26 protein-coding genes, 1 pseudogene and 1 riboswitch are annotated in these 24,980 nt (G+C 73.1%); of the genes and pseudogenes, 17 read left to right on the forward strand and 10 right to left on the reverse strand.

Annotated features, from left to right (window positions below; genetic code table 11):
- Positions 1 to 63: 63 nt before the first annotated feature.
- Positions 64 to 342, reverse strand: coding sequence for a type II toxin-antitoxin system Phd/YefM family antitoxin (locus tag AB5J54_RS06345; protein ID WP_369142912.1), 279 nt, complete (start codon positions 340 to 342; stop codon positions 64 to 66).
- Between the two features lie 63 nt (positions 343 to 405).
- Between AB5J54_RS06345 and AB5J54_RS06350 the strand changes: the two genes are divergently transcribed.
- The 3 genes from AB5J54_RS06350 to AB5J54_RS06360 all read left to right on the forward strand — a co-directional run bounded on the left by AB5J54_RS06350 (position 406) and on the right by AB5J54_RS06360 (position 2,336).
- The gene (locus tag AB5J54_RS06350; RefSeq protein ID WP_369142914.1) at positions 406 to 1,023 is read left to right on the forward strand and encodes an ATP-dependent Clp protease proteolytic subunit; all 618 of its coding nucleotides are present in this window, start codon (positions 406 to 408) and stop codon (positions 1,021 to 1,023) included.
- Positions 1,024 to 1,030: 7 nt separating this feature from the next.
- Positions 1,031 to 1,336 (forward strand): hypothetical protein, encoded by a 306-nt coding sequence (locus tag AB5J54_RS06355; RefSeq protein WP_041128054.1) that lies wholly within the window; start codon positions 1,031 to 1,033, stop codon positions 1,334 to 1,336.
- 400 nt (positions 1,337 to 1,736) lie between these two features.
- A riboswitch (cyclic di-AMP (ydaO/yuaA leader) is annotated at positions 1,737 to 1,860 on the forward strand.
- A gap of 2 nt (positions 1,861 to 1,862) precedes the next feature.
- A complete protein-coding gene (locus AB5J54_RS06360; protein ID WP_369142915.1) occupies positions 1,863 to 2,336 on the forward strand; it encodes a C40 family peptidase in 474 nt (157 codons plus the stop codon).
- Between the two features lie 69 nt (positions 2,337 to 2,405).
- On the opposite strand, the gene AB5J54_RS06365 is transcribed toward AB5J54_RS06360, so the two are convergent.
- Both AB5J54_RS06365 and AB5J54_RS06370 read right to left on the reverse strand, forming a co-directional pair.
- Positions 2,406 to 2,843, reverse strand: a complete 438-nt coding sequence (locus tag AB5J54_RS06365) for an ATP-binding protein (RefSeq protein WP_369142916.1) — start codon at positions 2,841 to 2,843, stop codon at positions 2,406 to 2,408.
- Between the two features lie 170 nt (positions 2,844 to 3,013).
- Complete coding sequence (locus tag AB5J54_RS06370; RefSeq protein ID WP_369142917.1) at positions 3,014 to 4,246, reverse strand: 8-amino-7-oxononanoate synthase; 1,233 nt, start codon at positions 4,244 to 4,246, stop codon at positions 3,014 to 3,016.
- A gap of 143 nt (positions 4,247 to 4,389) precedes the next feature.
- Between AB5J54_RS06370 and bioB the strand changes: the two genes are divergently transcribed.
- From bioB to AB5J54_RS06410, 8 genes are all read left to right on the forward strand, one after another.
- Entirely contained in the window at positions 4,390 to 5,619 is a 1,230-nt protein-coding gene (gene bioB / locus AB5J54_RS06375; RefSeq protein ID WP_369142918.1) for a biotin synthase BioB, read from the forward strand.
- Complete coding sequence (locus AB5J54_RS06380; RefSeq protein WP_369142919.1) at positions 5,612 to 6,892, forward strand: adenosylmethionine--8-amino-7-oxononanoate transaminase; 1,281 nt, start codon at positions 5,612 to 5,614, stop codon at positions 6,890 to 6,892. The genes bioB and AB5J54_RS06380 overlap by 8 nt, the downstream gene beginning before the upstream one ends.
- 199 nt (positions 6,893 to 7,091) lie before the next feature.
- Positions 7,092 to 7,823 (forward strand): dethiobiotin synthase, encoded by a 732-nt coding sequence (gene bioD / locus AB5J54_RS06385; RefSeq protein ID WP_369142920.1) that lies wholly within the window; start codon positions 7,092 to 7,094, stop codon positions 7,821 to 7,823.
- Positions 7,824 to 7,827: 4 nt separating this feature from the next.
- Positions 7,828 to 8,172: a VOC family protein gene (locus tag AB5J54_RS06390; protein ID WP_369142921.1), complete on the forward strand. Its 345-nt coding sequence runs from the start codon at positions 7,828 to 7,830 to the stop codon at positions 8,170 to 8,172.
- Positions 8,173 to 8,183: 11 nt separating this feature from the next.
- Entirely contained in the window at positions 8,184 to 8,837 is a 654-nt protein-coding gene (locus tag AB5J54_RS06395; protein ID WP_369142922.1) for a class I SAM-dependent methyltransferase, read from the forward strand.
- Positions 8,838 to 8,877: 40 nt separating this feature from the next.
- On the forward strand, positions 8,878 to 9,306 hold the full coding sequence (locus AB5J54_RS06400) for a GNAT family N-acetyltransferase (RefSeq protein WP_369142923.1): 429 nt from the start codon (positions 8,878 to 8,880) through the stop codon (positions 9,304 to 9,306).
- 175 nt (positions 9,307 to 9,481) lie between these two features.
- Positions 9,482 to 10,825 (forward strand): hemolysin family protein, encoded by a 1,344-nt coding sequence (locus AB5J54_RS06405; RefSeq protein ID WP_369142924.1) that lies wholly within the window; start codon positions 9,482 to 9,484, stop codon positions 10,823 to 10,825.
- Positions 10,822 to 11,841, forward strand: coding sequence for a hemolysin family protein (locus AB5J54_RS06410; protein WP_369142925.1), 1,020 nt, complete (start codon positions 10,822 to 10,824; stop codon positions 11,839 to 11,841). Before AB5J54_RS06405 ends, AB5J54_RS06410 begins: the two co-directional genes overlap by 4 nt.
- A 54-nt stretch (positions 11,842 to 11,895) precedes the next feature.
- On the opposite strand, the gene AB5J54_RS06415 is transcribed toward AB5J54_RS06410, so the two are convergent.
- Entirely contained in the window at positions 11,896 to 12,927 is a 1,032-nt protein-coding gene (locus tag AB5J54_RS06415; RefSeq protein WP_369142926.1) for a maleylpyruvate isomerase N-terminal domain-containing protein, read from the reverse strand.
- 64 nt (positions 12,928 to 12,991) lie between these two features.
- Between AB5J54_RS06415 and AB5J54_RS06420 the strand changes: the two genes are divergently transcribed.
- From AB5J54_RS06420 to mug, 3 genes are all read left to right on the forward strand, one after another.
- A complete protein-coding gene (locus AB5J54_RS06420) occupies positions 12,992 to 13,774 on the forward strand; it encodes an SGNH/GDSL hydrolase family protein (RefSeq protein ID WP_369142927.1) in 783 nt (260 codons plus the stop codon).
- Positions 13,775 to 13,872: 98 nt separating this feature from the next.
- Entirely contained in the window at positions 13,873 to 15,315 is a 1,443-nt protein-coding gene (purB, locus tag AB5J54_RS06425) for an adenylosuccinate lyase (RefSeq protein ID WP_369142928.1), read from the forward strand.
- A gap of 62 nt (positions 15,316 to 15,377) precedes the next feature.
- On the forward strand, positions 15,378 to 15,866 hold the full coding sequence (gene mug / locus AB5J54_RS06430; protein WP_369142929.1) for a G/U mismatch-specific DNA glycosylase: 489 nt from the start codon (positions 15,378 to 15,380) through the stop codon (positions 15,864 to 15,866).
- Between the two features lie 5 nt (positions 15,867 to 15,871).
- On the opposite strand, the gene AB5J54_RS06435 is transcribed toward mug, so the two are convergent.
- Positions 15,872 to 16,309, reverse strand: coding sequence for a hypothetical protein (locus AB5J54_RS06435; RefSeq protein WP_369142930.1), 438 nt, complete (start codon positions 16,307 to 16,309; stop codon positions 15,872 to 15,874).
- Between the two features lie 151 nt (positions 16,310 to 16,460).
- On the opposite strand from AB5J54_RS06435, the gene AB5J54_RS06440 reads away from it, so the two are divergent.
- Positions 16,461 to 17,618, forward strand: a complete 1,158-nt coding sequence (locus AB5J54_RS06440) for an ROK family transcriptional regulator (protein ID WP_369142931.1) — start codon at positions 16,461 to 16,463, stop codon at positions 17,616 to 17,618.
- A 43-nt stretch (positions 17,619 to 17,661) separates the two neighbouring features.
- Here the strand turns inward: AB5J54_RS06440 and AB5J54_RS06445 are convergent, their stop codons facing one another.
- Positions 17,662 to 18,402, reverse strand: coding sequence for a GntR family transcriptional regulator (locus tag AB5J54_RS06445; RefSeq protein ID WP_369142932.1), 741 nt, complete (start codon positions 18,400 to 18,402; stop codon positions 17,662 to 17,664).
- A 269-nt stretch (positions 18,403 to 18,671) separates the two neighbouring features.
- A complete protein-coding gene (locus tag AB5J54_RS06450; RefSeq protein WP_369142933.1) occupies positions 18,672 to 19,586 on the reverse strand; it encodes an RNA polymerase sigma-70 factor in 915 nt (304 codons plus the stop codon).
- Positions 19,587 to 19,740: 154 nt separating this feature from the next.
- On the opposite strand from AB5J54_RS06450, the gene AB5J54_RS06455 reads away from it, so the two are divergent.
- Complete coding sequence (locus AB5J54_RS06455) at positions 19,741 to 20,571, forward strand: alpha/beta fold hydrolase (RefSeq protein WP_369142934.1); 831 nt, start codon at positions 19,741 to 19,743, stop codon at positions 20,569 to 20,571.
- Positions 20,572 to 21,051: 480 nt separating this feature from the next.
- On the opposite strand, the pseudogene AB5J54_RS06460 reads toward AB5J54_RS06455, so the two are convergent.
- A pseudogene (locus AB5J54_RS06460) lies at positions 21,052 to 21,456 on the reverse strand (EamA family transporter); the annotation flags it as partial.
- 48 nt (positions 21,457 to 21,504) lie between these two features.
- Positions 21,505 to 22,482: a helix-turn-helix domain-containing protein gene (locus AB5J54_RS06465; protein ID WP_369142935.1), complete on the reverse strand. Its 978-nt coding sequence runs from the start codon at positions 22,480 to 22,482 to the stop codon at positions 21,505 to 21,507.
- A 125-nt stretch (positions 22,483 to 22,607) separates the two neighbouring features.
- On the opposite strand from AB5J54_RS06465, the gene AB5J54_RS06470 reads away from it, so the two are divergent.
- Positions 22,608 to 23,639 (forward strand): trans-acting enoyl reductase family protein, encoded by a 1,032-nt coding sequence (locus AB5J54_RS06470; RefSeq protein ID WP_369142936.1) that lies wholly within the window; start codon positions 22,608 to 22,610, stop codon positions 23,637 to 23,639.
- 3 nt (positions 23,640 to 23,642) lie between these two features.
- Here the strand turns inward: AB5J54_RS06470 and AB5J54_RS06475 are convergent, their stop codons facing one another.
- Positions 23,643 to 24,950, reverse strand: coding sequence for a pentapeptide repeat-containing protein (locus tag AB5J54_RS06475; RefSeq protein ID WP_369142937.1), 1,308 nt, complete (start codon positions 24,948 to 24,950; stop codon positions 23,643 to 23,645).
- Between the last annotated feature and the right edge of the window lie 30 nt (positions 24,951 to 24,980).

Below are 24,980 nucleotides of genomic sequence, written 5' to 3' on the forward strand. Positions count from 1 at the left end.
CGTACCCCCGCTGTAGCGGACGGGGGTGCGCGGCTTTTCGCGTTGCCCGCCGCAAGAGGCAGGTCAGGAGGTGCCGGGCTCCTGGTGGTGCGCGGCGATGCCGAAGCGGCGCTGTTCGCCGGGAGCGGAGTCGACCGGGTGGAGGCGGGACAGCGAGCTGACCACCTGTTCGTCGGCGGGTTTCTCCGCCGCTTCGAGTTCGGCCAGGTCAGCGGCGGAGACCAGGGCGACGAGCGGCTTCCCGTGGCGGGTGACCACGACGCGTTCACCGCCGTAGACGACGCGGTTGATGAGGTCGGCGAGCTCAGCCCGCGCTTGCGTCACCGGGATCTCGTAGGTCATGCTCCTCATCTTACGGCCTGTACGTCCTGTACATTTTTTACAGACCACTGGAGGTGCTCAGCCATGGACGCCCGCTACGTTCTGCCCGAGTTCACGGAGCGGACCAGCTTCGGAACCCGCACCCTCGACCCGTACTCGAAGCTCCTCGAATCCCGGATCGTCTTCCTCGGCACACCCATCGACGAGACCTCGGCCAACGACGTCATCGCCCAGTTCCTGCACCTCGATCACGCGGCCCCCGGCCAGGACATCGCGCTCTACATCAACTCCCCCGGCGGCTCCATCAGCGCCATGACCGCGATCCACGACACGATGCGGACGCTCTCCTGCGACGTGGAGACCACCTGCCTGGGCCAGGCCGCGTCCACCGCCGCCGTCCTGCTCGCCGCCGGCACCCCCGGCAAGCGGCTCGTCCTCCCCGGCGCCCGGATCACCCTCCGGCAGCCGACGATGGACGAGCCCCTCCAGGGACAGCCGAGCGACCTGGACATCCACGCGCGCGAACTGCTCAGGCTGCGCGCCCTGGTGGCCGGGATGCTCACCGAGTACACCGGCCAGGAGCGGGAGCGGATCGACGCCGACATCGACCGCCTCACCGTCCTGGACGCGCCGACGGCCGTCGCGTACGGCCTGGTGGACCACGTCATCACGAGCCGGCGCGACACCGGCGCGGCACGGTGAGCCGGCCGTGGTGCCCGAGCTGCCGCCGCTCCCCGCGCTGACCCGCGCCGAGGGCGAGTTGATCGACGCGTACCTCGAAGTCGTCGACCTCCTCGGGAAGATCAACCCATCCAGGGGTACGCATACCTATGGGGCGCTGCGCGCGGCACAGGCCCTGGTGGGACGCGCGGAGGCGCTGCGCGAGGCCCTGACGCTCATGCATATGCGGGGCGAGAGCGAGGTCCACGCGGACACTCTGGCGCGCGCCCTGAGGGTGTTGGACGGCGAGCGCCGCGCCGACCGCGTCACCGTCCCCCGCGCACGGGCGAGTTGACATTCCGGCATGTCGTGTCGAGGTCCGGTCGGCCGACACGGATCGCAGAATCGCTCCCCCGTTCGGCGTAGTCGACGAGTCGACTTTTGTGTCGGGTGAGTTGCGCAACAGGTGTACACATCTGGCGGAATGGGGTGTTCCACCCCTGGTGCGAGGCTCGTCGGCCAAACCTCCGGCGGTCACGAAAGCAGCCTGTCCACCTGAATGGATCAGTCGTGAGGAGCCTCACATATCGCCGTTTCAGCTCGGATTTCGCCCTGGGTGTGGGTCAAGATCCCTGTCGACGACAAGCCCCCGCCATCCGAGGCGGGGCGGTCCGGGCGGACGCCGAGTCCTGCCGCTGTCCCGGACGTCTGGTCGACAGGAGTGGATCGGCAGGAGTGGAGGACCCGAGCAGTACGGGACGTACGCGCTGTTTCTCGCAGCGGGGCCGTCCCTTGGGGTGAAGCCGCAGCCGCGGCCGGGCATCTTCGCCAGTCCGAACCCGACAGGTCATCCTTCGCAGGCGGCTGACGAAGGGTTGCGCATGACTGCGCAGATGCACGTCCCGTCCCTGCTGTCCCGGGCCGGAGCCGTCTCGGCTCTCACCCTCGCCGCCGTCGGCGGCACGTTGCTCGCACCAGGTGCGGCACCGGAGGCCCGGGCAGCCACCACATACGCGAACAAGGCACTGAGCGTCGCCGCGTCCAAGAAGGGAGCCCCGTACCGGTACGGAAGCGCCGGACCCTCCAGGTTCGACTGCTCCGGTCTGACGCTCTACGCGTACAAGCAGGCGGGCAAGTCGCTGCCCCGCACCGCGCAGCAGCAGTACAACAAGACCCGGCACATCTCCGCGTCCGGCAGACAGAAGGGGGACCTGGTCTTCTTCCACTCCGGTGGAAGCGTCTACCACGTGGGCATCTACGCCGGTGACGGCAGGATCTGGCACTCGCCCAAGACGGGATCCTGGGTGAAGCTCGACAAGATCTGGACGTCGAAGGTCTACTACGGCCGCGTCTGACGACGCCCGCCGGGTACTGACCCCGCCCCAGGGGTGCGGTGGCGCCGCCGCACCCCTGCGCCGGGACCTCTACACGTACGAGGCGGCCGCAGACGTCCACGGGAGCGTGATCCAGACCGTCTTGCCGCCCTCCTCGGTCGGCGTGACCGAGAGCCGGCCGCCCGCCTCCGCCGCCAGGGAGCGGATGATGACCATCCCCCGGCCGTTGTCCTGCTGGACCGCCGCCGGGAGCCTTCGGGGCCAGCGCGGATGGCTGTCCGTGACACCGATGTGGAGTCGCTCCTCGCGCTCCAGACGGACGTCGACCGTGAAGGTGGGCGACTGGCCGAAGGTGTGCAGGACGGCGTTGGTGGCCAGTTCCGAGACCATCAGGCGGATCGCGTCCGCCAGGTCGTCGGCACCGTCGAGGCCCCAGCCGTCGATGACCTCCGCGACGAACCGCCGGGCCGTGGGGACCGACGCGGGCTCGCTCGGCAGAGTGACGGATGCTTCCTGATGGTCTGCCATGGCGACGCTGTCCCTTTCCCGCCGGGACTTCCGCCCCGGATCGCGCTTCGCGTCAGAATCGCACCGATCGTGCCGCCCCGGCAGGCGTTCCACCAAGATATGTCCGCATCTGTCGCCCGAAGCGGTGAACTCTGCTGCCCCTGACCGCCCTTGGACCTCCCGACGGCCCGTCAGATCTTCGGCGCGGTCCGCAGGATCGTTTCCACCGCGCGCGTGATCTCCGCGTCCGTCAGATCCGCCCGGGCCGTGAGCCGCAGCCGCGAGATGCCGTCGGGGACCGACGGGGGCCGGAAGCAGCCGACCGCCAGGCCCTGTTCACGGCAGTCCGCCGCCCATCGCAGCGCCGCCTCCGGGGAGGGGGCGTGCACCGAGACGACGGCCGCGTCGGGCCGGGCCGCGGTGAGACCGGCCTCCGTGAGCAGCCGGTGCAGCGTGGCCGCGACGGTACGGGCCCGCTCGGCGAGGCCCGGTTCGGCCGCGATCAGCCGCAGGCTCGCGAGCGCGCCGCCGGCGGCGGCCGGGGCGAGCCCGGTGTCGAAGATGAAGGTGCGGGCCGCGTTCACCAGGTGCTCGATCACCCTGGCCGGGCCGAGCACGGCCCCGCCCTGGCTGCCGAGGGACTTCGACAGCGTGAGGGTGGCGACGACGTCCTCGTCGCCCGCGAGCCCGGCCTCGTGCAGGGCACCACGGCCGCCCTCGCCGAGCACCCCGAAACCGTGGGCGTCGTCGACGACCAGTCCGGCGCCGTGCGCACGGCAGGCCTCGGCGAGCTCGCGGAGCGGCGCCTTGTCACCGTCGACGGAGAAGACGGAGTCGCTGACGACCAGGGCCCGGCGCCCCGGGTGCGCCTCCAGGGTCTTGGCGACGGCCTCGGGCTCGGTGTGCGGGACGACGGCGGTCTCGGCACGCGCGAGACGGCAGCCGTCCACGATCGAGGCGTGGTTGGAGGCGTCGGACACGATCAGCGAGTCCCGGCCGCCGAGCGCGGTGAGCGCGGCGAGGTTGGCGGTGTAGCCGGAGGAGAAGACGAGGGCCGCCTCGAAGCCGCAGAACTCGGCGAGTTCGCGCTCCAGGCGGGTGTGCAGCCGGGTGGTGCCGGTGACCAGACGCGAACCGGTGGAGCCGGCGCCCCAGCGCCCGGCCGCCTCGGCCGCGGCCCCGGTGACCTCGGCGCGGCGGGTGAGACCGAGGTAGTCGTTGCTCGCCAGGTCCAGGAGGTCCGACTCGGCCGCCCGGGGCCGCAGCGTCCGGACGAGACCGGCCTCGGCCCGGCGGCGCGCCTCGGCGTCGGTCCAGTCGAAGGCGGTGCGGCGCGGGCCCGCGGCCCGTACGTCGTCGGCGCTCGGGTCCGCGGCCCGTACGTCGTCGGCCCCTGCGGCGCGTGCGTCCTCGTCCCGTGGCATGCGGCGATCCTTTTGTAGGCAGCGCACAGACCCTAACCGCAGGATGCCGAGGTCGGGATGTGGTCATCCACACACCTCTATCCGGGCCGTTTGTTCGGATCCTCCTTGGCCCGGGGGCGGGCGGTAGGCAAGGATCTGAGGTTATGGACCTGCTGAACACGCTGGTGGAGAAGGGGCTGCGGCGCGAGCTGCCGACCCGTGAAGAAGCGCTCGCCGTGCTGGCGACCTCCGACGACGAACTGCTCGATGTGGTGGCCGCGGCCGGCAAGGTGCGCCGCCAGTGGTTCGGGCGCCGGGTGAAGCTCAACTACCTGGTCAACCTGAAGTCCGGTCTCTGTCCCGAGGACTGCTCGTACTGCTCGCAGCGGCTCGGCTCGAAGGCCGAGATCCTCAAGTACACCTGGCTGAAGCCGGACGAGGCCTCCCAGGCCGCGGCGGCGGGTGTCGCCGGCGGCGCCAAGCGGGTCTGCCTGGTGGCCAGCGGCCGCGGTCCGACGGACCGGGACGTGGAGCGCGTCGGGAAGACGATCGAGGCGATCAAGGAGCAGAACGAGGGCGTCGAGGTGTGCGCCTGCCTCGGTCTGCTCTCGGACGGCCAGGCGGAGCGGCTGCGGGAGGCCGGCGCCGACGCGTACAACCACAACCTGAACACGTCCGAGGCGACGTACGGGGACATCACCAAGACCCACACCTACGCGGACCGCGTGGACACCGTGCAGAAGGCGCACGCCGCCGGACTGTCGGCGTGCTCGGGTCTGATCGCGGGCATGGGCGAGAGCGACGAGGACCTCGTCGACGTCGTGTACGCGCTGCGCGAGCTCGACTCGGACTCGGTGCCGGTCAACTTCCTCATCCCCTTCGAGGGCACGCCGCTCGCCAAGGAGTGGAACCTCACCCCGCAGCGCTGCCTGCGGATCCTCGCGATGGTCCGGTTCGTCTGCCCCGACGTCGAGGTCCGCATCGCCGGCGGCCGCGAGGTGCACCTGCGCACGATGCAGCCGCTCGCGCTGAACATCGCGAACTCGATCTTCCTCGGCGACTACCTGACCAGCGAGGGCCAGGCCGGCCAGGCCGACCTGGACATGATCGCGGACGCGGGCTTCGAGGTGGAGGGCGCGGGCACGACCACCCTTCCCCAGCACCGCGCGGACGCGCTCGCGGCGGCCGGCGCGACGGGCGGCTGCGGCTCGACGGCCTCGGCGGGCTGCGGCTCCGAGGCCTCTTCCGGCTGCGGCTCGCACGCGGAGGAGGGCGCCGGCTGCGGCCCCTGCGGCGGTCACGCTCCGGCGGCTCCCGCCGTGAACGAGGCCCGCACCGACCTGGTGGCCGTGCGCCGCCGGGGCGCCGGCACGGACCTCGCGCCGAATGCGTAACGACGAACTCCTCGCCCTGGACCGGGCGCACGTCTGGCATCCGTACGGCCCCATGCCGGGCCGGGCGGAGCCGCTGGTCGTCGCGTCCGCGTCCGGGGTGCGACTCCGGCTCGCCGAACCCGTCGAGGGACAGGACGAGTTGGTCGACGGCATGTCCTCGTGGTGGTCGGCGATCCACGGCTACAACCACCCCTTGCTCAACGAGGCGGTGCGCGGCCAGCTGGAGAAGATGAGCCACGTCATGTTCGGCGGCCTCACCCACGAGCCGGCCGTCCGGCTCGCCGCCCGGCTCGTGGAGATCACCCCGGAACCGCTGCGGCACGTCTTCCTCAGCGACTCGGGCTCGGTCTCCGTCGAGGTGGCGGCCAAGATGTGCCTGCAGTACTGGCGCTCCCTCGGCCGCCCCGAGAAGCAGCGGCTCTTCACCTGGCGGGGCGGCTACCACGGCGACACCTGGCAGCCGATGTCCGTGTGCGACCCGCAGGGCGGGATGCACGAGCTGTGGTCGGGGGTGCTCCAGCGGCAGGTCTTCGTGGACGCGCCGCCGGTCTCGTACGAGGAGTCGTACGCCGAACTGCTCCGCTCCCGGATCGCCGAGCACGCGCACGAACTGGCCGCGGTGGTGGTGGAGCCGGTCGTGCAGGGCGCGGGCGGCATGCGCTTCCACGACCCGGCGTATCTGCGGGTGCTGCGCGAGGCCTGCGACGCGCACGACGTCCTGCTCGTGTTCGACGAGATCGCTACCGGGTTCGGGCGGACGGGCACGCTGTTCGCCGCCGACCTGGCCGGGGTCTCCCCCGATGTGATGTGCGTGGGCAAGGCACTGACCGGCGGCTACCTGTCGATGGCGGCGACGCTCTGCACGAGCCGGGTCGCCGACGGGATCTCGCGCGGCGAGGTCCCGGTCCTGGCGCACGGGCCCACCTTCATGGGGAACCCCCTCGCGTCGGCGGTCGCGCTCGCCTCGATCGACCTGCTGCTCTCCCAGGACTGGGAGGTCGAGGTCAAGCGGATCGAGACGGGCCTGCGGGAGGGCCTCGCCCCGGCGGCCGGGCTCCCGGGCGTCCGCGAGGTGCGGGTGCTCGGCGCGATCGGCGTCGTCCAGCTCGACCACGAGGTCGACATGGCGGCGGCGACCCGCGCGGCGGTCCGGGAGGGCGTCTGGCTGCGCCCGTTCCGCGACCTGATCTACACGATGCCGCCGTACGTGACGGGGGACGAGGACGTGGCCCGGATCTGCAGAGCGGTCAGGGCAGCGGCAGCGGCGGGCTGACGCCGCTCCGTTGTGGGCGCGCTTCCGCCGTTGTGGGCAATCGTTCCGCTGGGGCGATGGGGGTCCCCCCTGCTCGAGCGAAGCCGAGAGCTTGGGGGAGGGTGGGCACAACGGAACGGCGCCCTTGCCGGCGCCAGAGGCTCCCGAGCCTGAACCCGCACCGCGACCAAGGCCGCACCGAACAAGAAAGGACGCCCCCATGGGCATCATCGTCGTGACCGGCACCGGCACGGAGATCGGCAAGACGATCGTCACCGCGGCGGTAGCCGCCGTCGCCACCACCGCCGGAAGATCCGTCGCCGTCCTCAAGCCCGCCCAGACCGGCGTCACCCCCGACGAACAGGGCGACGCCCACGAGGTCGTCCGCCTCTCCGGCGCCGTGGCCTCCGCCGAACTGGCCCGTTTCCCGGAGCCGCTGGCCCCCGGGACGGCCGCCCGGCGCGCCGGGCTCGCCCCGGTCGGTCCCCGGGAGGTCGCCGAGGCCGCCCGGAAGCTGGCCGCCGAGCACGACCTGGTGCTCGTGGAGGGCGCGGGCGGGCTCCTCGTCCGCTTCGACGAGGAGGGCGGCACGCTCGCCGACGCGGCCGCGCTGCTCGGCGCCCCCGTCCTGGTGGTGACCCCGGCCGGCCTGGGCACGCTCAACTCGACCGCCCTGACGGCCGAGGCGCTGCGGGCCCGCGGGATCGAACAGCTCGGCGTCGTCGTCGGCAGCTGGCCGGACGCGCCGGACCTGGCGGCGCGCTGCAACCTCGCGGACCTGCCCGAGGCGGCGGGCGCTCCGCTGCTCGGGGCCGTACCGGAGGGTTCGGGGGCGCTCGACCCGGCGGAGTTCCGGGCGGCGGCGGGCGGCTGGCTGGCGCCGGAGCTCGGCGGCACATGGGACGCGGAGGCGTTCGCGGGCGCGCAGGCGGCACCGGTCTCCGTACGCTGACGGTATGCGCGCACGAGTTCAGGAGATCGTCTTCGACTGCGCCGCCCCGGCGGCGCTCGTCCGCTTCTGGGCCGGGCTCCTCGGCGGCGATCCCGTCGACCGGAGCGCCGACTGGTCGTACGTGGATCCGCCGGGGTTCGTACGGATCGCCTTCCAGCGGGTGCCGGAGGGCAAGGCCGTGAAGAACCGGGTCCATCTCGATGTGGAGGTGGCGGATCCGGCACGGGCGGCCGGGGAGGTGCTGCCGCTGGGGGCGGTGGCGGTCGGCGGCCTCGTCACCGACGAGCAGGGCTCCTTCCAGGTCATGCGGGACCCGGAGGGCAACGAGTTCTGCTTCGTGACGGGATGAGGTGACCGACGATGACGCACCCCGGCGCGCCTCCTCGTGTCCACCACCCTCTGTTCGCCCGCTTCTACGCCCGGTTCAGCGTCTCGGCCGACACGCGCGGCGGGCTCGGTGCCCTGCGGAGCGAGCTGCTGGCCGGGCTCTCCGGCCGGGTCGTCGAGATCGGCGCGGGGAACGGCCTGAACTTCGCGCACTACCCGTCCGGGGTCACCGAGGTCGTGGCCGTCGAGCCGGAGGCCCATCTGCGCCGGCTCGCCGAGGAGGCCGCGGGCCGGGCCTCCGTCCCGGTGACCGTGCTGCCGGGGACGGCCGAGGCGCTGCCGGGCCCGGACGGCTCCTTCGACGCGGCGGTGGCCTCGCTGGTGCTGTGCACCGTACGGAACGTGCCGGAGGTCCTCGCCGAGCTGCGGCGGGTGCTGCGGCCCGGCGGTGAGCTGCGGTTCTTCGAGCACGGGGCGGCGGACACGCCGGGGCTCGCGCGGCTGCAGCGGGGCCTCGACCGCACGGTCTGGCCGCTGCTGTTCGGCGGCTGCCACACCTCCCGTACGCCGCTGGCCGCGATCGGGGCGGCGGGCTTCGAGCTCGTCTCGTACCGCTCCTTCGACGTTCCCGAGCAGGGCCCGCGGCTGCCGTCCTCGCCCTGCGTCCTGGGCACGGCCCGGCGCTAATCCCTGGCAGGGCCGCCGCGCAACGTGATGGGATCGGGCCATGATCGATGTGAAGATTCGCGCCGCCGTGACCGACGAGGCGGAGGCCGTCCTGGCCTTCTGGCGGGAGTCCGCCGAGGGCACGTCCATCTCCGACGACGTGCACGGGGTGATCCGGCTCCTGGAGCGCGATCCCGAGGCGCTGATCCTGGCCACGCTGCCCGACGGGCGGATCGTGGGGTCCGTGATCGCCGGCTGGGACGGCTGGCGGGCCTCGCTCTACCGGCTCGCCGTGCTGCCCTCGCACCGGCGGCAGGGCATCTCGACTGCGCTGCTGCGCGCTGCGGAGGATCGTTTCGCCGCGCTCGGCGGGCGCCGCGCCGACGCGATGGTCCTGGTGGCGAACGAGACGGCGCACGCCGCGTGGGGGGCCGCGGGGTACGAGCGGCAGGAGCAGTGGCGCCGGTGGGTGAAGCCGTTCACGGCGTGATCGCGGGAGTGCGATGATCGCACCGCTTTGCCGATCCTTTACCATGGTGTCTCATCCCGACGACCGAAAGGTGTGAACGTCCGCCCATGGGCGAGCCCCCCAGTAGCACTGGTTCCGACCATCGACATCGAGCGATCCCTCTCCCGCTGACTGATCATGGGACGGAGGTGAACCGATGACCGAAGTGCTTCTGCTCGTGGTGGCGCTGCTGCTCGCTCTCGCGTGCGGCGCGTTCGTCGCGGCCGAGTTCTCCCTGACCACGGTCGAGCGCGGCGAGCTCGAGGCCGCCGTCGAGCGCGGCGAGCGGGGTGCGGCGGGCGCGCTCAAGGCCGTCCGCTCCCTCACCTTCCAGCTCTCCGGCGCCCAGCTGGGCATCACCGTGACCAACCTGGTCGTCGGCATGCTCTCCGAGCCCTCGATCGCCAAGCTGATCAGCGGCCCCCTGGAATCCATCGGACTCTCGTCCTCGGCGGCCTCCTCGGTCGCCCTCGTCCTGGGCACCGCCCTGTCGACCGTCGTCCTGATGGTCGTCGGCGAGCTGGTCCCCAAGAACTGGGCGATCTCCTCGCCGCTCGCCGTCGCGAAGGTGGTCGCCACCCCGCAGCGCGTGTTCACGGCCGCCTTCAAGCCGTTCATCAGCCACCTCAACAACACCGCGAACCGGATGCTGCGCCGCCTCGGCCTGGAGCCGACCGAGGAACTGGCCTCCGCCCGCTCCCCGCAGGAGCTGGTGGCGCTCGCCCGGCACTCCGCGAAGGAAGGCGCCCTGGAGGCGGACACGGCCGAGCTGTTCGTCCGTACGCTCAACCTGGCGGAGCTGACCGCGGAGAACGTGATGACGCCCCGCGTGCAGGTCACCGCCCTGGAGGTGCAGGCCACCGCCGAGGACGTCGCCAACGCGACCCGCGCGACCGGCCTGTCCCGCTTCCCCGTCTACCGGGGCAGCCTCGACGCGGTCGTCGGCATCGCCCACATCAAGGACGTGCTCGCGATACCGGCCGAGGACCGGCACCGCCGCCGGATCGGCGAGCTGCTGCGCGAGCCCCTGCTCGTCCCCGAGACGCTCACCGTGGACCGGCTGCTCGACCGTCTTTCGGGCAAGCAGACGATGGCCGTCGTCATCGACGAGTACGGCGGCACTGCCGGGGTCGTCACCCTGGAGGACATCGTCGAGGAGGTCGTCGGCGAGGTACGCGACGAGCACGACCCGCACGAGACGCCGGACCTGGCGCGGGCGGGCGAGGACGCGGACGGGCGCGAGCTGTGGTCCGCCGACGGCGCCGCCCGTACGGACCAGCTGGCCACGATCGGCCTGCGGGTGCCGGACGGCCCGTACGAGACGCTCGCGGGCGTCCTCGCGACGGAGCTCGGCCGCATCCCCACCGCCGGCGACAGCGTGGAGCTGGCCGGCTGGCGGCTCGACGTCGTCGACGCCTCGGGCCGGCGCGCCGCGCGCGTGCTGCTGCACGCCCCGGCGCGGCACCACACCGATGACGAGGACGGGGAGGCCGGCCGATGATCGCGATCCAGCTGTTGATCGGTCTGCTGACGCTGGTCGTCAACGCCTTCTTCGTCGGCGCCGAGTTCGCCCTGATCTCGGTCCGCCGCAGTCAGATCGAACCCCTGGCCGACTCCGGCAACCGGCGGGCGCGCAGCGTCATCTGGGGCCTGGAGCACGTCTCCGCGATGCTCGCGGCGGCGCAGCTCGGCATCACGCTCTGCACCCTGGTCCTCGGCATCGTCGCCGAGCCGGCCATCGAGCACCTGCTCGAACCGGTCTTCGACGCGGTCGGCGTGCCGCACGGCGTGGCCGCCACGATCTCGTTCGCGATCGCGCTGGCCCTGGCGACGTATCTGCACATGCTGCTCGGCGAGATGGTGCCGAAGAACATCGCGCTGGCCGAGCCGACGCGTTCCGCGCTGCTCCTCGGGCCGCCCCTGGTGACGCTGGCGCGGGCGCTGCGGCCGGTGATCTTCGCGATCAACGCCTTCGCCAACGCCCTGCTCAAGCTGTTGCGGGTGGAGACCAAGGACGAGGTCTCGGCGACCTTCTCGGACGACGAGCTGGCCCGGATGGTCACGGACGCGGGCGACGCGGGTCTCCTGGACGACCGGGCCGCCGAGCGGCTGCACGACGCCCTGGAGCTGGGCCGGCGTCCCGTGCGGGACGTCGTGATGCCGGCGGAGAAGGTGGTGTACGCGCAGGTCGGCACCACTCCGGAGCAGCTGGAGGCACTGTCGGCGCGGACCGGGTTCTCCCGCTTCCCGGTGCTCGACGCCGAGCGCCGCATCCTGGGCTACCTGCACGTCAAGGACGCCCTCGACGTCACTCCGCGCGATCTGCCGTTCCCGGTGTCGGCGCTGCGGCCGATCGCCCGGGTCCGGGCGGCGACGCCGCTCGACGACGTCCTCACCGCGATGCGCCGCAGCCGGACGCACCTGGCGGCCGTGCTCGACGAGGACGGCAAGCCGGCCGGCCTGGTGGCGATGGAGGACGTGCTGCGGGAGCTGGTGGGGCGCCCGGCGGCGCCGTAGCCCGCGCAACGGAGGCGGAGGGCCCCGGGATCGGTCCCGGGGCCCTCCGGCGTGTCAGAGCGCGGTGGCGGCGAGCCAGTCGTCGAGCAGGTCGCGGTCGCCGCTGTGGGTGAAGCGGGGGTCGTCGGCCGTGTACCGGCGGTGCAGCAGGAGCAGCAGCTCGCCGGTGTCGGCCGCGACGCCGGCGGTCGGCTCGCCGCGGTCGCTCCCCCGGCTCCAGGTGAAGCCGCCCCCGCCGAGGGCGAGGGTCCAGACGGTTCCGGTGTCGCGGGCTTCGAGACGGAGGACGGCGCCGTCGCGGTCGAGGTGGGCGAGGGGTTCGGCGATCCAGGGGATGTACGGGGCGTTCCCGAGGAAGTGGTCGATCGCGTCCGCCGCCGTGCCGGGGTCGAGGGGGCCCGTCGTCCCGGCGACGGCGAGTTCGGCGTCGGCGAGGTGGATCACGGTCTCGAAGAGGACGTGGCGGGGGTAGTGGCGGACGTGCGGGTCGGCGCCGGGCGACCAGACCGGGGCGTCCGGGTCGGCCTCGCGCGCGGTGGCGGCGAACCGCTCGGCGCCCGCGACGAGCCAGTCGGGGTACGCGGCGGGGTCGGCCGGCAGGTCGAGCGGGACGTCCCGGGCGAGGACCCGGGCGCCGGCCCGGGTCCGTACGAGGTGTTCGGCCCAGTGGTGCACGGTGCCGAGGTGCCGGGTGAGGTCCGCGAGGGTCCAGCCGGGGCAGGTCGGGACGGGGGTCGCGGGGTCGGCCGCGCGGACGGTCGCGGCGAAGCGCCGGGCGTGGTCCAGGGCGGCCTCGCACAGGGCGGCGTGGGTGTCGTCGGCGGGCTCCTCGGTGAGTCCGAAGCCCTCGGAGACCTTGAGCAGCTCCTCCCGCCAGGGGCCCTCGGGCTGCCGCAGCGCGGCCTCGCGGAGGAGTCCGTCGAGGGTGCGGCGGTCGGCGGCACCGAGTCTGCCCAGGGTGTACGCGGTGCTCTCCAGCCACTTCACGGCCGTGTCCGGGTCGAGGTCCTCGTCGTCGGAGGTCTCGACCGCCGTCACCAGTTCCGCCAGCGCCTCGGTCAGCGTGCTCAGGAGCGCGTCGCTCATCGGGTTTCCCCTCCCGGGTTCTCCGGGGCAGCGCTCGCATACCGCACGGTATGATCGCTCCGCCATGGAGATCAATGCCACGTACAACAGTCTTGTCGCCGTCGGGGACAGCTTCACCGAGGGTATGTCGGACCTGAGGCCCGACGGCTCCTACGGGGGCTGGGCCGACGTCCTCGCGGGCCGGCTCGCCGCCCGCTCCCCCGGCTTCCGCTACGCCAACCTCGCCGTGCGCGGCAAGCTCATCGGCCAGATCGTCGACGAGCAAGTCGACCTGGCCGCAGGCATGAAGGCCGATGTGGTGACCCTGGTCGGCGGGCTCAACGACACCCTTCGCCCGAAGGTCGACATGGTGCGGGTGCGGGACCTGCTCACCGAGGCAGTGGAACGCCTCACACCCTCCTGCGGGCAGCTGGTCCTGATGCGCAGCCCCGGCCGCAACGGACCGGTCATGGAGCGCTTCCGCCCCCGGATGGAGGAGCTGTTCGCCCACATCGACGCGCTCGCCGCCGAGCACGGCGCCCTGGTCGTCGACCTGTACGGCGCCCCGTCGCTGGGCGACCCCCGACTCTGGGACGTGGACCGGCTGCACCTGACGGCCGACGGGCACCGGCGGGTCGCCGAGGCCGTGTGGCAGACGCTCGGTCTGGCCGCCGAGGAGGACTGGCGCACGCCGCTGCCCCCGGCGGTACCGCCCGGCTGGGCGAGCCGGCGGATCGCGGACGTACGCTTCGCCAGGGAGCACCTGGGCCCCTGGATCGGACGGCGCCTGACCGGCCGCTCCTCGGGGGACGGCCGCGCGCCCAAGCGTCCCGAGCTGCTTCCGTACGAGCCGCCGGCCGGTCCGTAGCGGGGGCACGGTCGCACGCGGGTGACCTGCGTCTCGTAGCAAGCTCCACACCGGACCCTGGCGCTGGCCTGCAGAAACCACCAGTAAACTCTGTGCACGTGACTGCTGTGACTGCGAAGCCCCGCATCCCCAACGTTCTGGCCGGCCGCTACGCCTCCGCGGAGCTCGCCGTCCTCTGGTCCCCCGAGCAGAAGGTGAAGCTGGAGCGTCAGCTGTGGCTCGCCGTGCTGCGTGCGCAGAAGGACCTCGGGATCGAGGTTCCGGACGCCGCCCTCGCCGACTACGAGCGCGTTCTCGACCAGGTCGACCTCGGCTCCATCGCCGAGCGCGAGAAGGTCACCCGGCACGACGTGAAGGCCCGGATCGAGGAGTTCAACGCCCTCGCCGGCCACGAGCACGTCCACAAGGGCATGACCTCGCGCGACCTCACCGAGAACGTCGAGCAGCTCCAGATCCGCCTCTCCCTGGAGCTCATGCGGGACCGGACGGTCGCCGTCCTCGCCCGTCTCGGCAAGCTCTCCGGCGAGTACGCGGAGCTGGTCATGGCCGGCCGCTCGCACAACGTCGCCGCCCAGGCCACCACCCTCGGCAAGCGTTTCGCGACGGCGGCGGACGAGCTGCTCGTGGCCTACGCCCGCCTGGAGGAGCTCCTCGGCCGCTACCCGCTGCGCGGCATCAAGGGCCCGGTCGGCACCGCGCAGGACATGCTGGACCTGCTCGGCGGCGACGCCGGCAAGCTCGCCGAGCTCGAGCAGCGGATCGCCGGTCACCTCGGCTTCGCGCACGCCTTCACCTCGGTCGGCCAGGTCTACCCGCGCTCGCTCGACTACGACGTGGTCACCTCGCTGGTGCAGCTGGCCGCCGCGCCGTCCTCGATCGCCAAGACGATCCGCCTGATGGCCGGCCACGAGCTGGTCACCGAGGGCTTCAAGCCCGGCCAGGTCGGCTCCTCGGCGATGCCGCACAAGATGAACACCCGCTCGTGCGAGCGCGTCAACGGCCTGATGGTCATCCTGCGCGGCTACGCGTCGATGACCGGCGAGCTCGCGGGCGACCAGTGGAACGAGGGCGACGTGTCCTGCTCCGTGGTCCGCCGGGTCGCGCTGCCGGACGCCTTCTTCGCGCTCGACGGTCTCCTGGAGACCTTCCTCACCGTGCTCGACGAGTTCGGCGCCTTCCCGGCCGTCGTCGCCCGTGAGCTCGACCGCTACCTGCCGTTCCTGGCGACCACCAAGGTCCTCATGGGCGCGGTCCGCGCCGGCGTGGGCCGCGAGGTCGCCCACGAGGCCATCAAGGAGAACGCCGTCGCCTCCGCCCTCGCCATGCGCGAGCAGGGCACCGTGCAGAACGAGCTCCTCGACAAGCTGGCCGCCGACGAGCGCATCCCGCTGGACCGGGCGCAGCTCGACGAGCTGATGGCGGACAAGCTGTCCTTCACGGGCGCCGCCGCCGACCAGGTCGCCTCGGTGGTCTCCCGTATCGAGGAGATCCTCAAGCAGCACCCGGAGGCCGCCGCCTACACCCCCGGGGCGATCCTCTGACCCGGACTCCCCGGTTCACCCAGGAGGAGCTGGAGGCCGCCCGTGACCGCGTCGTTCCCGACGTGGTGGCGGGCGGCCTTTCCGTGCTCTTCTGCGGGATCAACCCGGGTCTGATGACGGCGGCGACGGGCCACCACTTCGCCCGGCCGGGCAACCGCTTCTGGCCGGTGCTGCACCTGTCGGGGTTCACGCCGAGGCTGCTGCGGCCGGACGAGCAGGAGGAGCTCCTCTCGTACGGGCTCGGGATCACGAACGTGGTGGCGCGGCCGACCGCGCGGGCGGACGAGCTGAGCCGCGAGGAGTACCGCGAGGGCGGGCGGCTGCTCGTGGAGAAGGTGGAGCGGCTCGCGCCGCGCTGGCTCGCGGTCGTCGGCGTGACGGCGTACCGCACGGCCTTCGGGGAGCCGAAGGCGGCGATCGGGCCGCAGGACCGGATGATCGGATCGACCCGGATCTGGGCCCTGCCCAACCCGAGCGGTCTGAACGCGCACTGGACGGCGGCGACGATGGCCGAGGAGTTCGGCCGGCTGCGGGCGGCGGCCGAGGTGTAGGCGCATCAGGGCGGATCGACCTCGGTGATCACGGCGAGGAGCTCGAACGGCAGCTCCTTGTCGTGCTGGGAGACGCCGATGCCTATCCACCGGCCGTCCACCCGCCACAGCCGCAGGTCCGGTGTGTGGCAGCTGAGGTCGGCCCACGGCTCCGGCATCCCTTCGTCGTCCAGGATCCGCTCCAGGACGTACCACAGGCTCAGCTCCCGCGGCGGGCCCCAGCGGACGGTGAACAGGGCGGCGAGTCCGTCCCGCTCCGCCTCGTACTGCTCCGCGACGAGGAGGCTGCGGGTGCCGTCGTCCTCCCAGAAGTCCTCGCTCGTCGCGAGGATCCCTACGTGGAAGCCCGGGCCGCTCTCGACGCGTCCGGATCTCTCCTGTCCCGCCGGGAAGGCGCGGGTGCGGAGTAAGTCGATCGTCGCCAGGTGCTGTGCCGTGGTCATGGGTCCAGTAAAGCGGCCGCCACTGACAGTTGGCGTTCCGTCAGGATTCGGGACACGGTCCGCTCAGGGGCGTCGCGGGGGCGGCACTCGCCGCAACCGGACCCATTGAGTACCATCCGCCGGAGAGGCGCACGAGCTGGGAGGAAACACTGTGGGGCGGCTGACCGGCGGGGATCCGTCTCTGCTGCGGCGGATCAACTCCGCGGTGGTACTCCATGCGCTGCGGGGCGCCGACGCGCCCACGCTCACGGATCTGACCCGGATCACGGGCCTTTCGCGGCCCACGGTCGAGGGGGTCGTCGAGGGCCTCATGGAAGGTGGTCTCGTCGTCGAGTCGGCGCCCGAGGAGGGCGAGGCCCGGCGGCAGGGGCGTCCGGCACGGAGGTTCCGCTTCCGCGCAGAGGCCGGTCATCTGCTCGGCATCGAGATCGGCCCGCACCGCGTGGCCGCGCTGCTCTCCGGTCTGGACGGGCGCATCATCGGCGCCGGGTCCCGTGAGGTGTCGGAGACGGCTCCCGAGGACGAGCGCCTCGACCGGGTGCGTACGGTCGTGGCCGACGTGCTGCGCAGGGCCGGGGTCCCCCGGTCCAATCTGCGGGCCGTCGGCGTCGGCACGCCCGGCATCGTGGAGGCCGACGGCACGGTGCGCCTCGGCACGGCGCTGCCCGGCTGGACGGGGCTCGCGCTCGGCGAGCGGCTGAGGCGTTCCTTCCGCTGCCCGGTGATCGTGGAGAACGACGCCAACGCGGCGGCCGTCGCCGAGCACTGGAAGGGTGCCGCGACCGACTCCGACGACATCGTCTTCGTCCTGGCCGGCCTGAGCCCCGGCGCCGGTTCGCTGATCGGCGGCCGGCTGCACCGCGGCTTCGGCGGGGCGGCCGGGGAGATCGGCGCCCTGCACCTGCTCGGCCGGGGTGTCACGCCCGAGACCCTGCTGTCGACCACGGACGAGCCGCTGCATCCGCTGGACGAGCAGGCGGTCGCGGAGGTCTTCGCGCTGGCCCGCAAGGGCGACGCGCGCGCACAGGCGGCGGTGGAGCGGTTCATCCAGCGGCTCGTGCACGACGTGGCGGCCCTGGTCCTCGCCATCGACCCCGAGCTGGTGGTCGTCGGCGGCTGGGCGGCCGGGCTCGACGGGGTGCTCCAGCCGCTCCGCGAGGAGCTGGCGCGGTTCTGTCTGCGGCCGCCCCGGGTGGTGCTGTCCCTGCTCGGCGAGGCCGCCGTGGGCACCGGCGCCCTGCGGCTCGCGCTCGACCACGTCGAGGAGCAGCTCTTCGCCGTCGACGGAACGGTGACGGCCCGCCGCTAGGAAGGTGCCTTCCTGACGACGGGCCGGTGCCGAGGCGCGGCTGCTACGAGGCCATGACCAGGTCGACCGAGTCGCCGAAGGTGAGGCGGCAGGTGTCGGCGCGGTAGGTGGCCACGGAGACGGCGGCGGTGCGCCCGGCGGAGAGGTAGCGGGTCGTCACGACGAGGACGGGCGCGCCCGGCAGCCGGTCGAGCTCCTTGGCGTCGTCGGCGCGGGCGGAGCCGAGCTCCACGGAGCGGTCCTGGCCGTCGAGGGCGAGGTGCTGGAGTTCACGGAGCACGGCGCGGGCGCGGGCGGGGCCGGCGGGCGTGTCGATGGCGCTGAGGCCAGGGACGGAGCCGGCCGGCACGTAGAGCAGTTCGGCCGCGACCGGCTGGCCCTGGCTGATGCGGATGCGGCGCACGACGTGCACCTGCTCGTCGGTGCCGGTCTCCAGGACGCGGGCGACGGCGGCCGGGGCCACGTCGGCGGCGGAGTCCTGGGGCTGCCAGACGTCGTCGCCGACGCCGGGCCAGGTGTGCTGGGTGGTGGAGACGTCGACGCCGACGCGGGGCGGGGCGACCGTGGTGCCGACGCCGCGGCGGCGCTGCAGGCGGCCCTCCAGCTCCAGCTGCTCCAGGGCCTGACGGAGCGTGGCGCGGGCGACGCCGAAGCGGGCCGCGAGCTCGCGCTCGTTGGGGAGGATCTCCCCGACGGCGAAGTCCGAGTCGAGTGCTTCGCCGATCACTGTCTTGAGGTGCTGGTACTTCGGCTCCGGTACCGATGCCAGCTGCGTGGTCCCCACCCTGATCCTCCGCAATTCGCCGTGTCCCGCGGCGTTTTTCCGCGCCCTTGTTTATTAAAGGTTCCTGCACTAACTCTGCGACCATAAGGCGAGCCACCCCCTTGGTCAAGACCAATCCTCCGTCGAACGCCCCTGAATGTGACCCTCTGACCTAGATCGTTCACAGGACGTTCGCGCCCCCGTGAGGCCCGCGCAGCAAAAAGCCCCGCCTCCCCGGAGGGGAGGCGGGGCGAGATCCGGCCGGATGGCGTGATCGTGGAGCGAGGCCGTCAGGCGTCCGCGAGGCCCTGGAGCTTGTCGGGGTTGCGGTGGATGTAGACGCACTGGACGAGCCCGTCGCGGAGCTCGACCTGGAAGACGGTGTCGGGCTTCCCGTCGACGAGGACGAGCACGGCCGGGGTGCCGTTGAGCTCCAGGAAACGGATCGCGTACCCGGCCCACGAGTCAGGGGCGATCGAGGCGAGGAAGCGGCCGACCTTGTCGGCGCTCTCGATGATCCGCAGCGGTGCCTTGGACTTGCCGCCGCTGTCGCCGACGAGCCGCACGTCCGGGGCGAGGAGCGCGAGGAGCGCGCCGAGGTCGCCGCCGGCGGCGGCGGAGAGGAAGCGCTCGGTGACGTCGCGGCGCTCGGCCGGGTCGACGTCGTAGCGCGGCCTGCCCTCGTCGACGTGGCGCCGGGCGCGTCCGGCGAGCTGGCGCACGGCCGCCTCGGAGCGGTCGAGGGCGGTGGCGATCTCCCCGTACGGGAAGCCGAAGGCCTCGCGCAGCACGAAGACGGCCCGCTCCAGCGGGGAGAGGGATTCGAGGACCACGAGGACCGCGAGGGAGACGGAGTCGGCGAGCAGCGCGCGCTCGGCGCTGTCGGGGGCGGCGGGGCCGAAGTCGGTGACGAGGGGCTCGGGGAGCCAGGGGCCGACGTAGGACTCGCGGCGCACCTGCGCCTGCCGGAGCCGGTCGATGGCGAGCCGGGTGGTGATCCGTACGAGGAAGGCGCGCGGTTCGCGGACGGCGTCCCGGTCGGCGGCGGTCCAGCGCAGCCAGGCCTCCTGGACGACGTCCTCGGCGTCGGCGGTGCGGCCGAGCATCCGATAGGCGACGCCGAGGAGCATCGGACGGTGCTCCTCGAAGAGTTCGGTGAGGGTGTCGGTGCGGGTGGGAACGGCTGCTGGGATGTCGGTGGGCACGCGTCCATCCCAGCCCACGCCGTCGGCCGTGTCCAGTTTCCGGCTCCCGTCTTGAACTCCTTGCTACCGAGCGGTAATTCTTACTGACGGGACGTCTAAAAGCTGGCGCCTGCCGGTGTTCACGAAGCGCGTCACGAGGAACCGAGGAGCCCGCATGCCCGCACGGATCGCGTTCACGATCGAGACCCCGACGGGTCCCCGCACCACGGCCATGACGTACGAGCGGCGGGGCGCGGGCGAACCCCTGCTGCTGCTCCACGGCATCGGGCACCACTGGCAGGCCTGGGAGCCCGTCCTCGACGTCCTCGCCGCCGAACGCGAGGTGATCGCCGCCGACCTGCCCGGTTTCGGGGCCTCCGACGGGCTGCCGGAGGGCGTCCCCTACGACCTGTCCACGGTCGTCCCCGTCCTCGGCGCCTTCTGCGAGGCCGTCGGCTTCGAGCGGCCGCATGTCGCGGGGAACTCGCTCGGCGGCCTGCTCGCCCTGGAGCTCGGCCGGGAGAAGCTGGTGCGCTCGGTCACCGCCCTCTCCCCCGCCGGCTTCTGGTCGGAGGCCGAGCGGCGGTACGCCTTCGGGACGCTGCGGGCGATGCGGGGCGCCGCCCTGTCGCTGCCCATGCCGGTGATCGAGCGCCTCTCCCGTACGGCCGCAGGGCGCACGGTCCTCACCAGCACCATCTACGCGCGGCCCGGCCGCCGGTCACCCGAGGCCGTCGTCGCCGAGACGCTGGCGCTGCGCGAGGCCACCGGCTTCCACCAGACCCTCGCTGCGGGCCGGACCGCCCTCTTCCGCGACGACGTCCCCGCGGTTCCCGTCACCGTCGCCTGGGGCAGCCGCGACCGGCTGCTGCTGCGCCGCCAGGGCGTCCGCGCCAAGCACACCCTGCCCGCCGCGCGCCTGGTCCGGCTGCCCGGCTGCGGGCACGTGCCGATGAACGACGATCCGGCTCTGGTCGCGCGCGTCATCCTGGACGGCAGCCGCTGAGACGGGCCGGGGCGTCCTCGTGAAAAGGCCGGTGCCGAGGGCGGCGCCCGCGCCCACGAGGAGGCTGCCGGCCGCCTGCGGGAGGCCGAAGGCGCCGCCTCCGACCAGGGCGGCGCTCAGGGCGGCGGCGATCGGGATGGCCCCGGTGTAGAGAGTGGCCCTCTCCATGCCGACGCGCTGGACGCCCATGTAGAAGAGGACGAATCCCACGACCGTGGCCAGGGCCGCCTGCCAGACCAGGGCCCCCGTCTCCGCGGCCGTCGGCATCCGCACGAACCCCGCGCCGTCCACGACCAGGCCGACGAGGGCCGCCTCGGCCGCGCCGATCCCGCACACGGCCGCCGTCAGCAGCTTCGGCCCGAGCAGCCGGAGCACCGGGACGGCGAGGACGGTGAACCCCACCTCGCCGGCGAGCGCCGCCACCGACCAGCCGATCCCGGCCAGGTCCGTCCGGCCCCAGCCCTGGACGGTGAAGGCGCCGGCGGCGACGAGCAGCGCTCCGTACAGCACGGCGGGTGCGGGCCTGCGGCCCTCGGTCAGCGGGACCAGGACGGCGACGACTACGGGGGCGCAGCCGACCAGGACGCCGGGGACGGCGGGCTCGGCGGTCCGCTCGGCGGCGAGCACGGCGAGGTTGAAGCCGACCATGCCGACGGCCGCGAGGGCGGCGAGCCGTACCCAGTGACGGGCGGTCAGGAGCCGCAGCGGGGCGAGCCCGCCGCGGCCGAGCAGCGGGAGGAGGAGCAGGCAGGCGGCGCCGTACCGGAGCGCCTGTCCCCCCGCGTACGGGTAGGCGCCGAGCAGGCTGTTGGCGGTGAAGGAGGCTCCGACGAGGGCGTAGGCGAGGGTCACCAGGAGGACCCCGCGCAGGGCGTTCGCGTTCATGCCTCCGACGCTAGGAACCGGCGCGGCCCCGTTGAAGGTCCACTTCCGTCACGCCATCGGGGACCACTTCTCGTCGCGCACGGGCCGGGTCCGGGAGCGGAAGGTGCGGCGGTAGGTGTCCGGGGGGACGCCGACGGTGCGGTGGAAGTGGCGGCGGAGTGTCGTGGCGGTGCCCATGCCGGTGGCCTCCGCGATGGCGTCGATGCTGTCGTCGGTGGCCTCCAGGAGCTCCTGGGCGCGGCGGATCCGCTGGGTGAGCAGCCATTGCAGCGGGGTGGTGCCGGTCGCCGCCCGGAAGTGCCGTCCCAGGTGGCGCGAGCTCATCCGCGCCCGGCGCGCCAGGTCCTCCACGGTCAGCGGCTCGCCGAGCCGTGCGACGGCCCAGGGCAGCAGCTCGGTGAGCGGGTGGTCCCGCCGGGTGGGTACGGGGGCGGTGACGAACTGGGCCTGGCCGCCGTCCCGGTGCGGGGGCACGACCAGGCGGCGGGCGGCCGTGTTGGCGATCGCCGAGCCGTGGTCGAGACGGACGAGGTGGAGGCAGAGGTCCATCGCGGCGGCCTTGCCGGCGGAGGTGAGCACGCTGCCGTCGTCCACGTAGAGGACGTCCGGATCGACCTCCACCCGGGGGTACCGCTCGGCGAGGGCCTCGGTGTGCGCCCAGTGGGTGGTGGCGCGCCGGCCGTCGAGGAGGCCGGCGGCGGCCAGGACGAACGCGCCCGTGCAGAGGGAGGCCACGCGCGCGCCCGCCTCGTGGGCGGCGCGGACCGCGTCGACCAGGTCGGCGGGTGGTTCCTCGTCGACGTCGGCCCAGCCGGGGACGATCACCGTGTCCGCGTACGGGAGCCGGTCGAGCCCCTGGTCGGGTTCCATGCGGAACCGCTCCACGCGCGCGGGGCCCGGCCCGCAGAGGGTCACGTCGTACCAGGGGACGTCCACCGCGTCCGGGGCGGTGCCGAACACCTCGTAAGCGAGGGAGAGTTCGAAGTGCAGCATGCCGTCGGTGACGGCCAGAGCCAGCGTACGCATGTCCGTAATTGTACGGGGCATGGCGTTCCGGACACTCGCGGTCGCCGCCGACAGGCCCCAGGATGGAGGTAGTTCAACATTCGACAACCGGGCACGTGCGATGACCGGGAACGGCGGGAGAAATCATGGGATCGGATCAGCGGGTCGTGGTGTTCGGGGCCTACGGCCACACCGGGCGCTTCGTGGTGGCGGAGCTCCTCGAGCGGGGGTTCGTCCCGGTGCTGTCCGGCCGCGACGCCGACAGGCTCCGGACGCTCGCCGCGTCGCACGAAGGCCTCGACGTCCGCCCGGCGTCGGTCGACGACCCGGCCTCGCTCGACCGCGCGCTGGCCGGCGCGGCGGCCGTGATCAACTGCGCCGGGCCGTTCGCCGTGACCGGCGCCCCGGTGATCGACGCCGCCCTGCGCGCCGGAATCCCGTACGTGGACGTGGCCGCCGAGATCGAGGCCAACGCCGACACCTTCGCCCGCTTCACGGACCGGGCCCGCGCCGCCGGAACCGTCGTCCTCCCCGCGATGGCCTTCTACGGCGGCCTCGGCGACCTCCTCGCCACCACGGCCATGGGCGACTGGACGGCCGCCGACGAGGTGCACGTCGCGTACGGGCTGAACAGCTGGCACCCCACGCCGGGCACCCTCGCGGCGGGCAAGGTCTCCCGCGAGCGGCGGAACGGCCGGCACGTCCGCTACACCGGCGGGCGCCTCGAGTACCACGACGACGCGTTCTCGGTCGTGGAGTGGCCCTTCCCCGCTCCGCTGGGCAGGCGGCCCGTGATCGGCGAGTTCACGATGGCCGACGTGGTGACCGTCCCGAGCCATCTGAAGGTGCCCGAGGTACGCACGTACATGGCGGTCGACGCGGCCCAGGACCTGTCGGCTCCGGACGCGACGGCACCGGCCGCCGTCGACGAGCGCGGCCGGTCCGCGCAGACCTTCCTCGTGGACGTCGTCGTGCGCTCCGGGGGCACGGAACGCCGGGCCGTCGCCGCCGGCCAGGACATCTACGCCGTCAGCGCACCGCTCGCGGTGGAGGCGGTCGACCGCATCCTCACCGGCCGGACCCGCACGACGGGCGTCGCCTCGGCCGGCGCGCTGTTCGACGCGCCGGACTTCCTGCGCGCGCTGTCCGGGCATCTGACCCTGGACGTGCGACGGTGACGATCAGTCCGGGGTGGCGGCGGAGCCGGGCAGCCCGCGAGCGCCTTCGGTGCGGGCGTCGTCGAGCCTGGCCCCGGTCAGCGTGGCCCCTCTGAGGTCCGCGTCGCTGAGGTCCGCACCCGTGAGGTTCGCGCGGGTCAGGTTCGCCTGGCGGAGGTCGGCGCCGTGCAGATCGGCGCCGTGCAGGTCCGCGCGGGTCAGGTTCGCGCGGGTCAGGTTCGCGCTCTCCGCCACGGTGCCGGCGACGACCTCGGCCTGCAGGGACCTGTCGGCCGCGCTGAACCGTGCACCACGGAGATGGGCTCCGGCCAGGGACGCGTCCGTCAGATCGGCATCGGCCAGGATCGCTCCCGTCAGAGTCGATCCGCCGAGATACGCGCCGGTGAGATCCGCGTCCCAGAGCACGGCACGGGAGAGATCGGACGGCTTGACGCGCAGCGGGGCATCGTCCGTCGTGCCCAGGAACGTCCCTCGCAGGATCGCACCGCTGAGGTCCGCGCCGACCAGGTTCGTCTCCAGCACGTTCGCCTCGGACAGGTCGGCCAGGCTCAGATCGGCCTCGCCGAGGTCGACACGCAGGAGCGACGACCTGCTCAGGTTGGCCTCGGCCGCGAACGCGCTCCGCAGGTCGATTCCCGACAGGTCGGCATGGCGCAGGTCCGCGCCTTCGAGGTTGACGTACGCGAACGGGGCACGCTCGCGCGGGAACGCACCGCCCTCGGGCACCTTCGCGAGGTCCTTGACGGCCCAGCTGGTCAGGAACAGACCCCGGAGGTCCGCCCTGCTCCAGTCGACCTGGGTGCCCCCGTCGTGGCGGGGGGCGCGGTGGGCCAGGACGTTCACCACGGCGGTCACGTCCGTCGGCGGACGGCGATGGTCGGGCGTCTCCTGTCCTTCCGGCGGTTCCTCCGGCTCCTTCACGAATCCGGTCGCCGGGACGCTCGCATGGCGGCGCACGTACGCCGAGAGCACCTGGACGACCCTGGGCTGGTCGCGCGGCGAGTCCTGCATGATGCGTTCGAGGGCGTAGATGCCGCCGAAGCGCACGTCGAGCGACGGGGATCCGAGGTTGGTGATCGCGTCGTTGAACCGGCTCGTGAGCTGGCCCTGTTCCGTGACCCGTACTTCCCGCCAGGTGAAGAGCAGCGCCACCATCGCGGCCAGACCGGGCAGCACGGCCACCACCAGCACGGGCCACTGCGAGCGGCCGGCACGGCCCGCGCCGGAATCGCTCGCACCCCGGCGCCGGCGCCGGGCTTCGCGCCGGTCCGCGATCCGTGCCAACAGCCCGCTGCCCGTGCGTCCCCTCACCCGACCATGGCAGTCGACCGACCCCGGAAC

Origin of the sequence: Streptomyces sp. R44, assembly GCF_041053105.1 — a bacterium.
GTDB lineage: Bacteria > Actinomycetota > Actinomycetes > Streptomycetales > Streptomycetaceae > Streptomyces.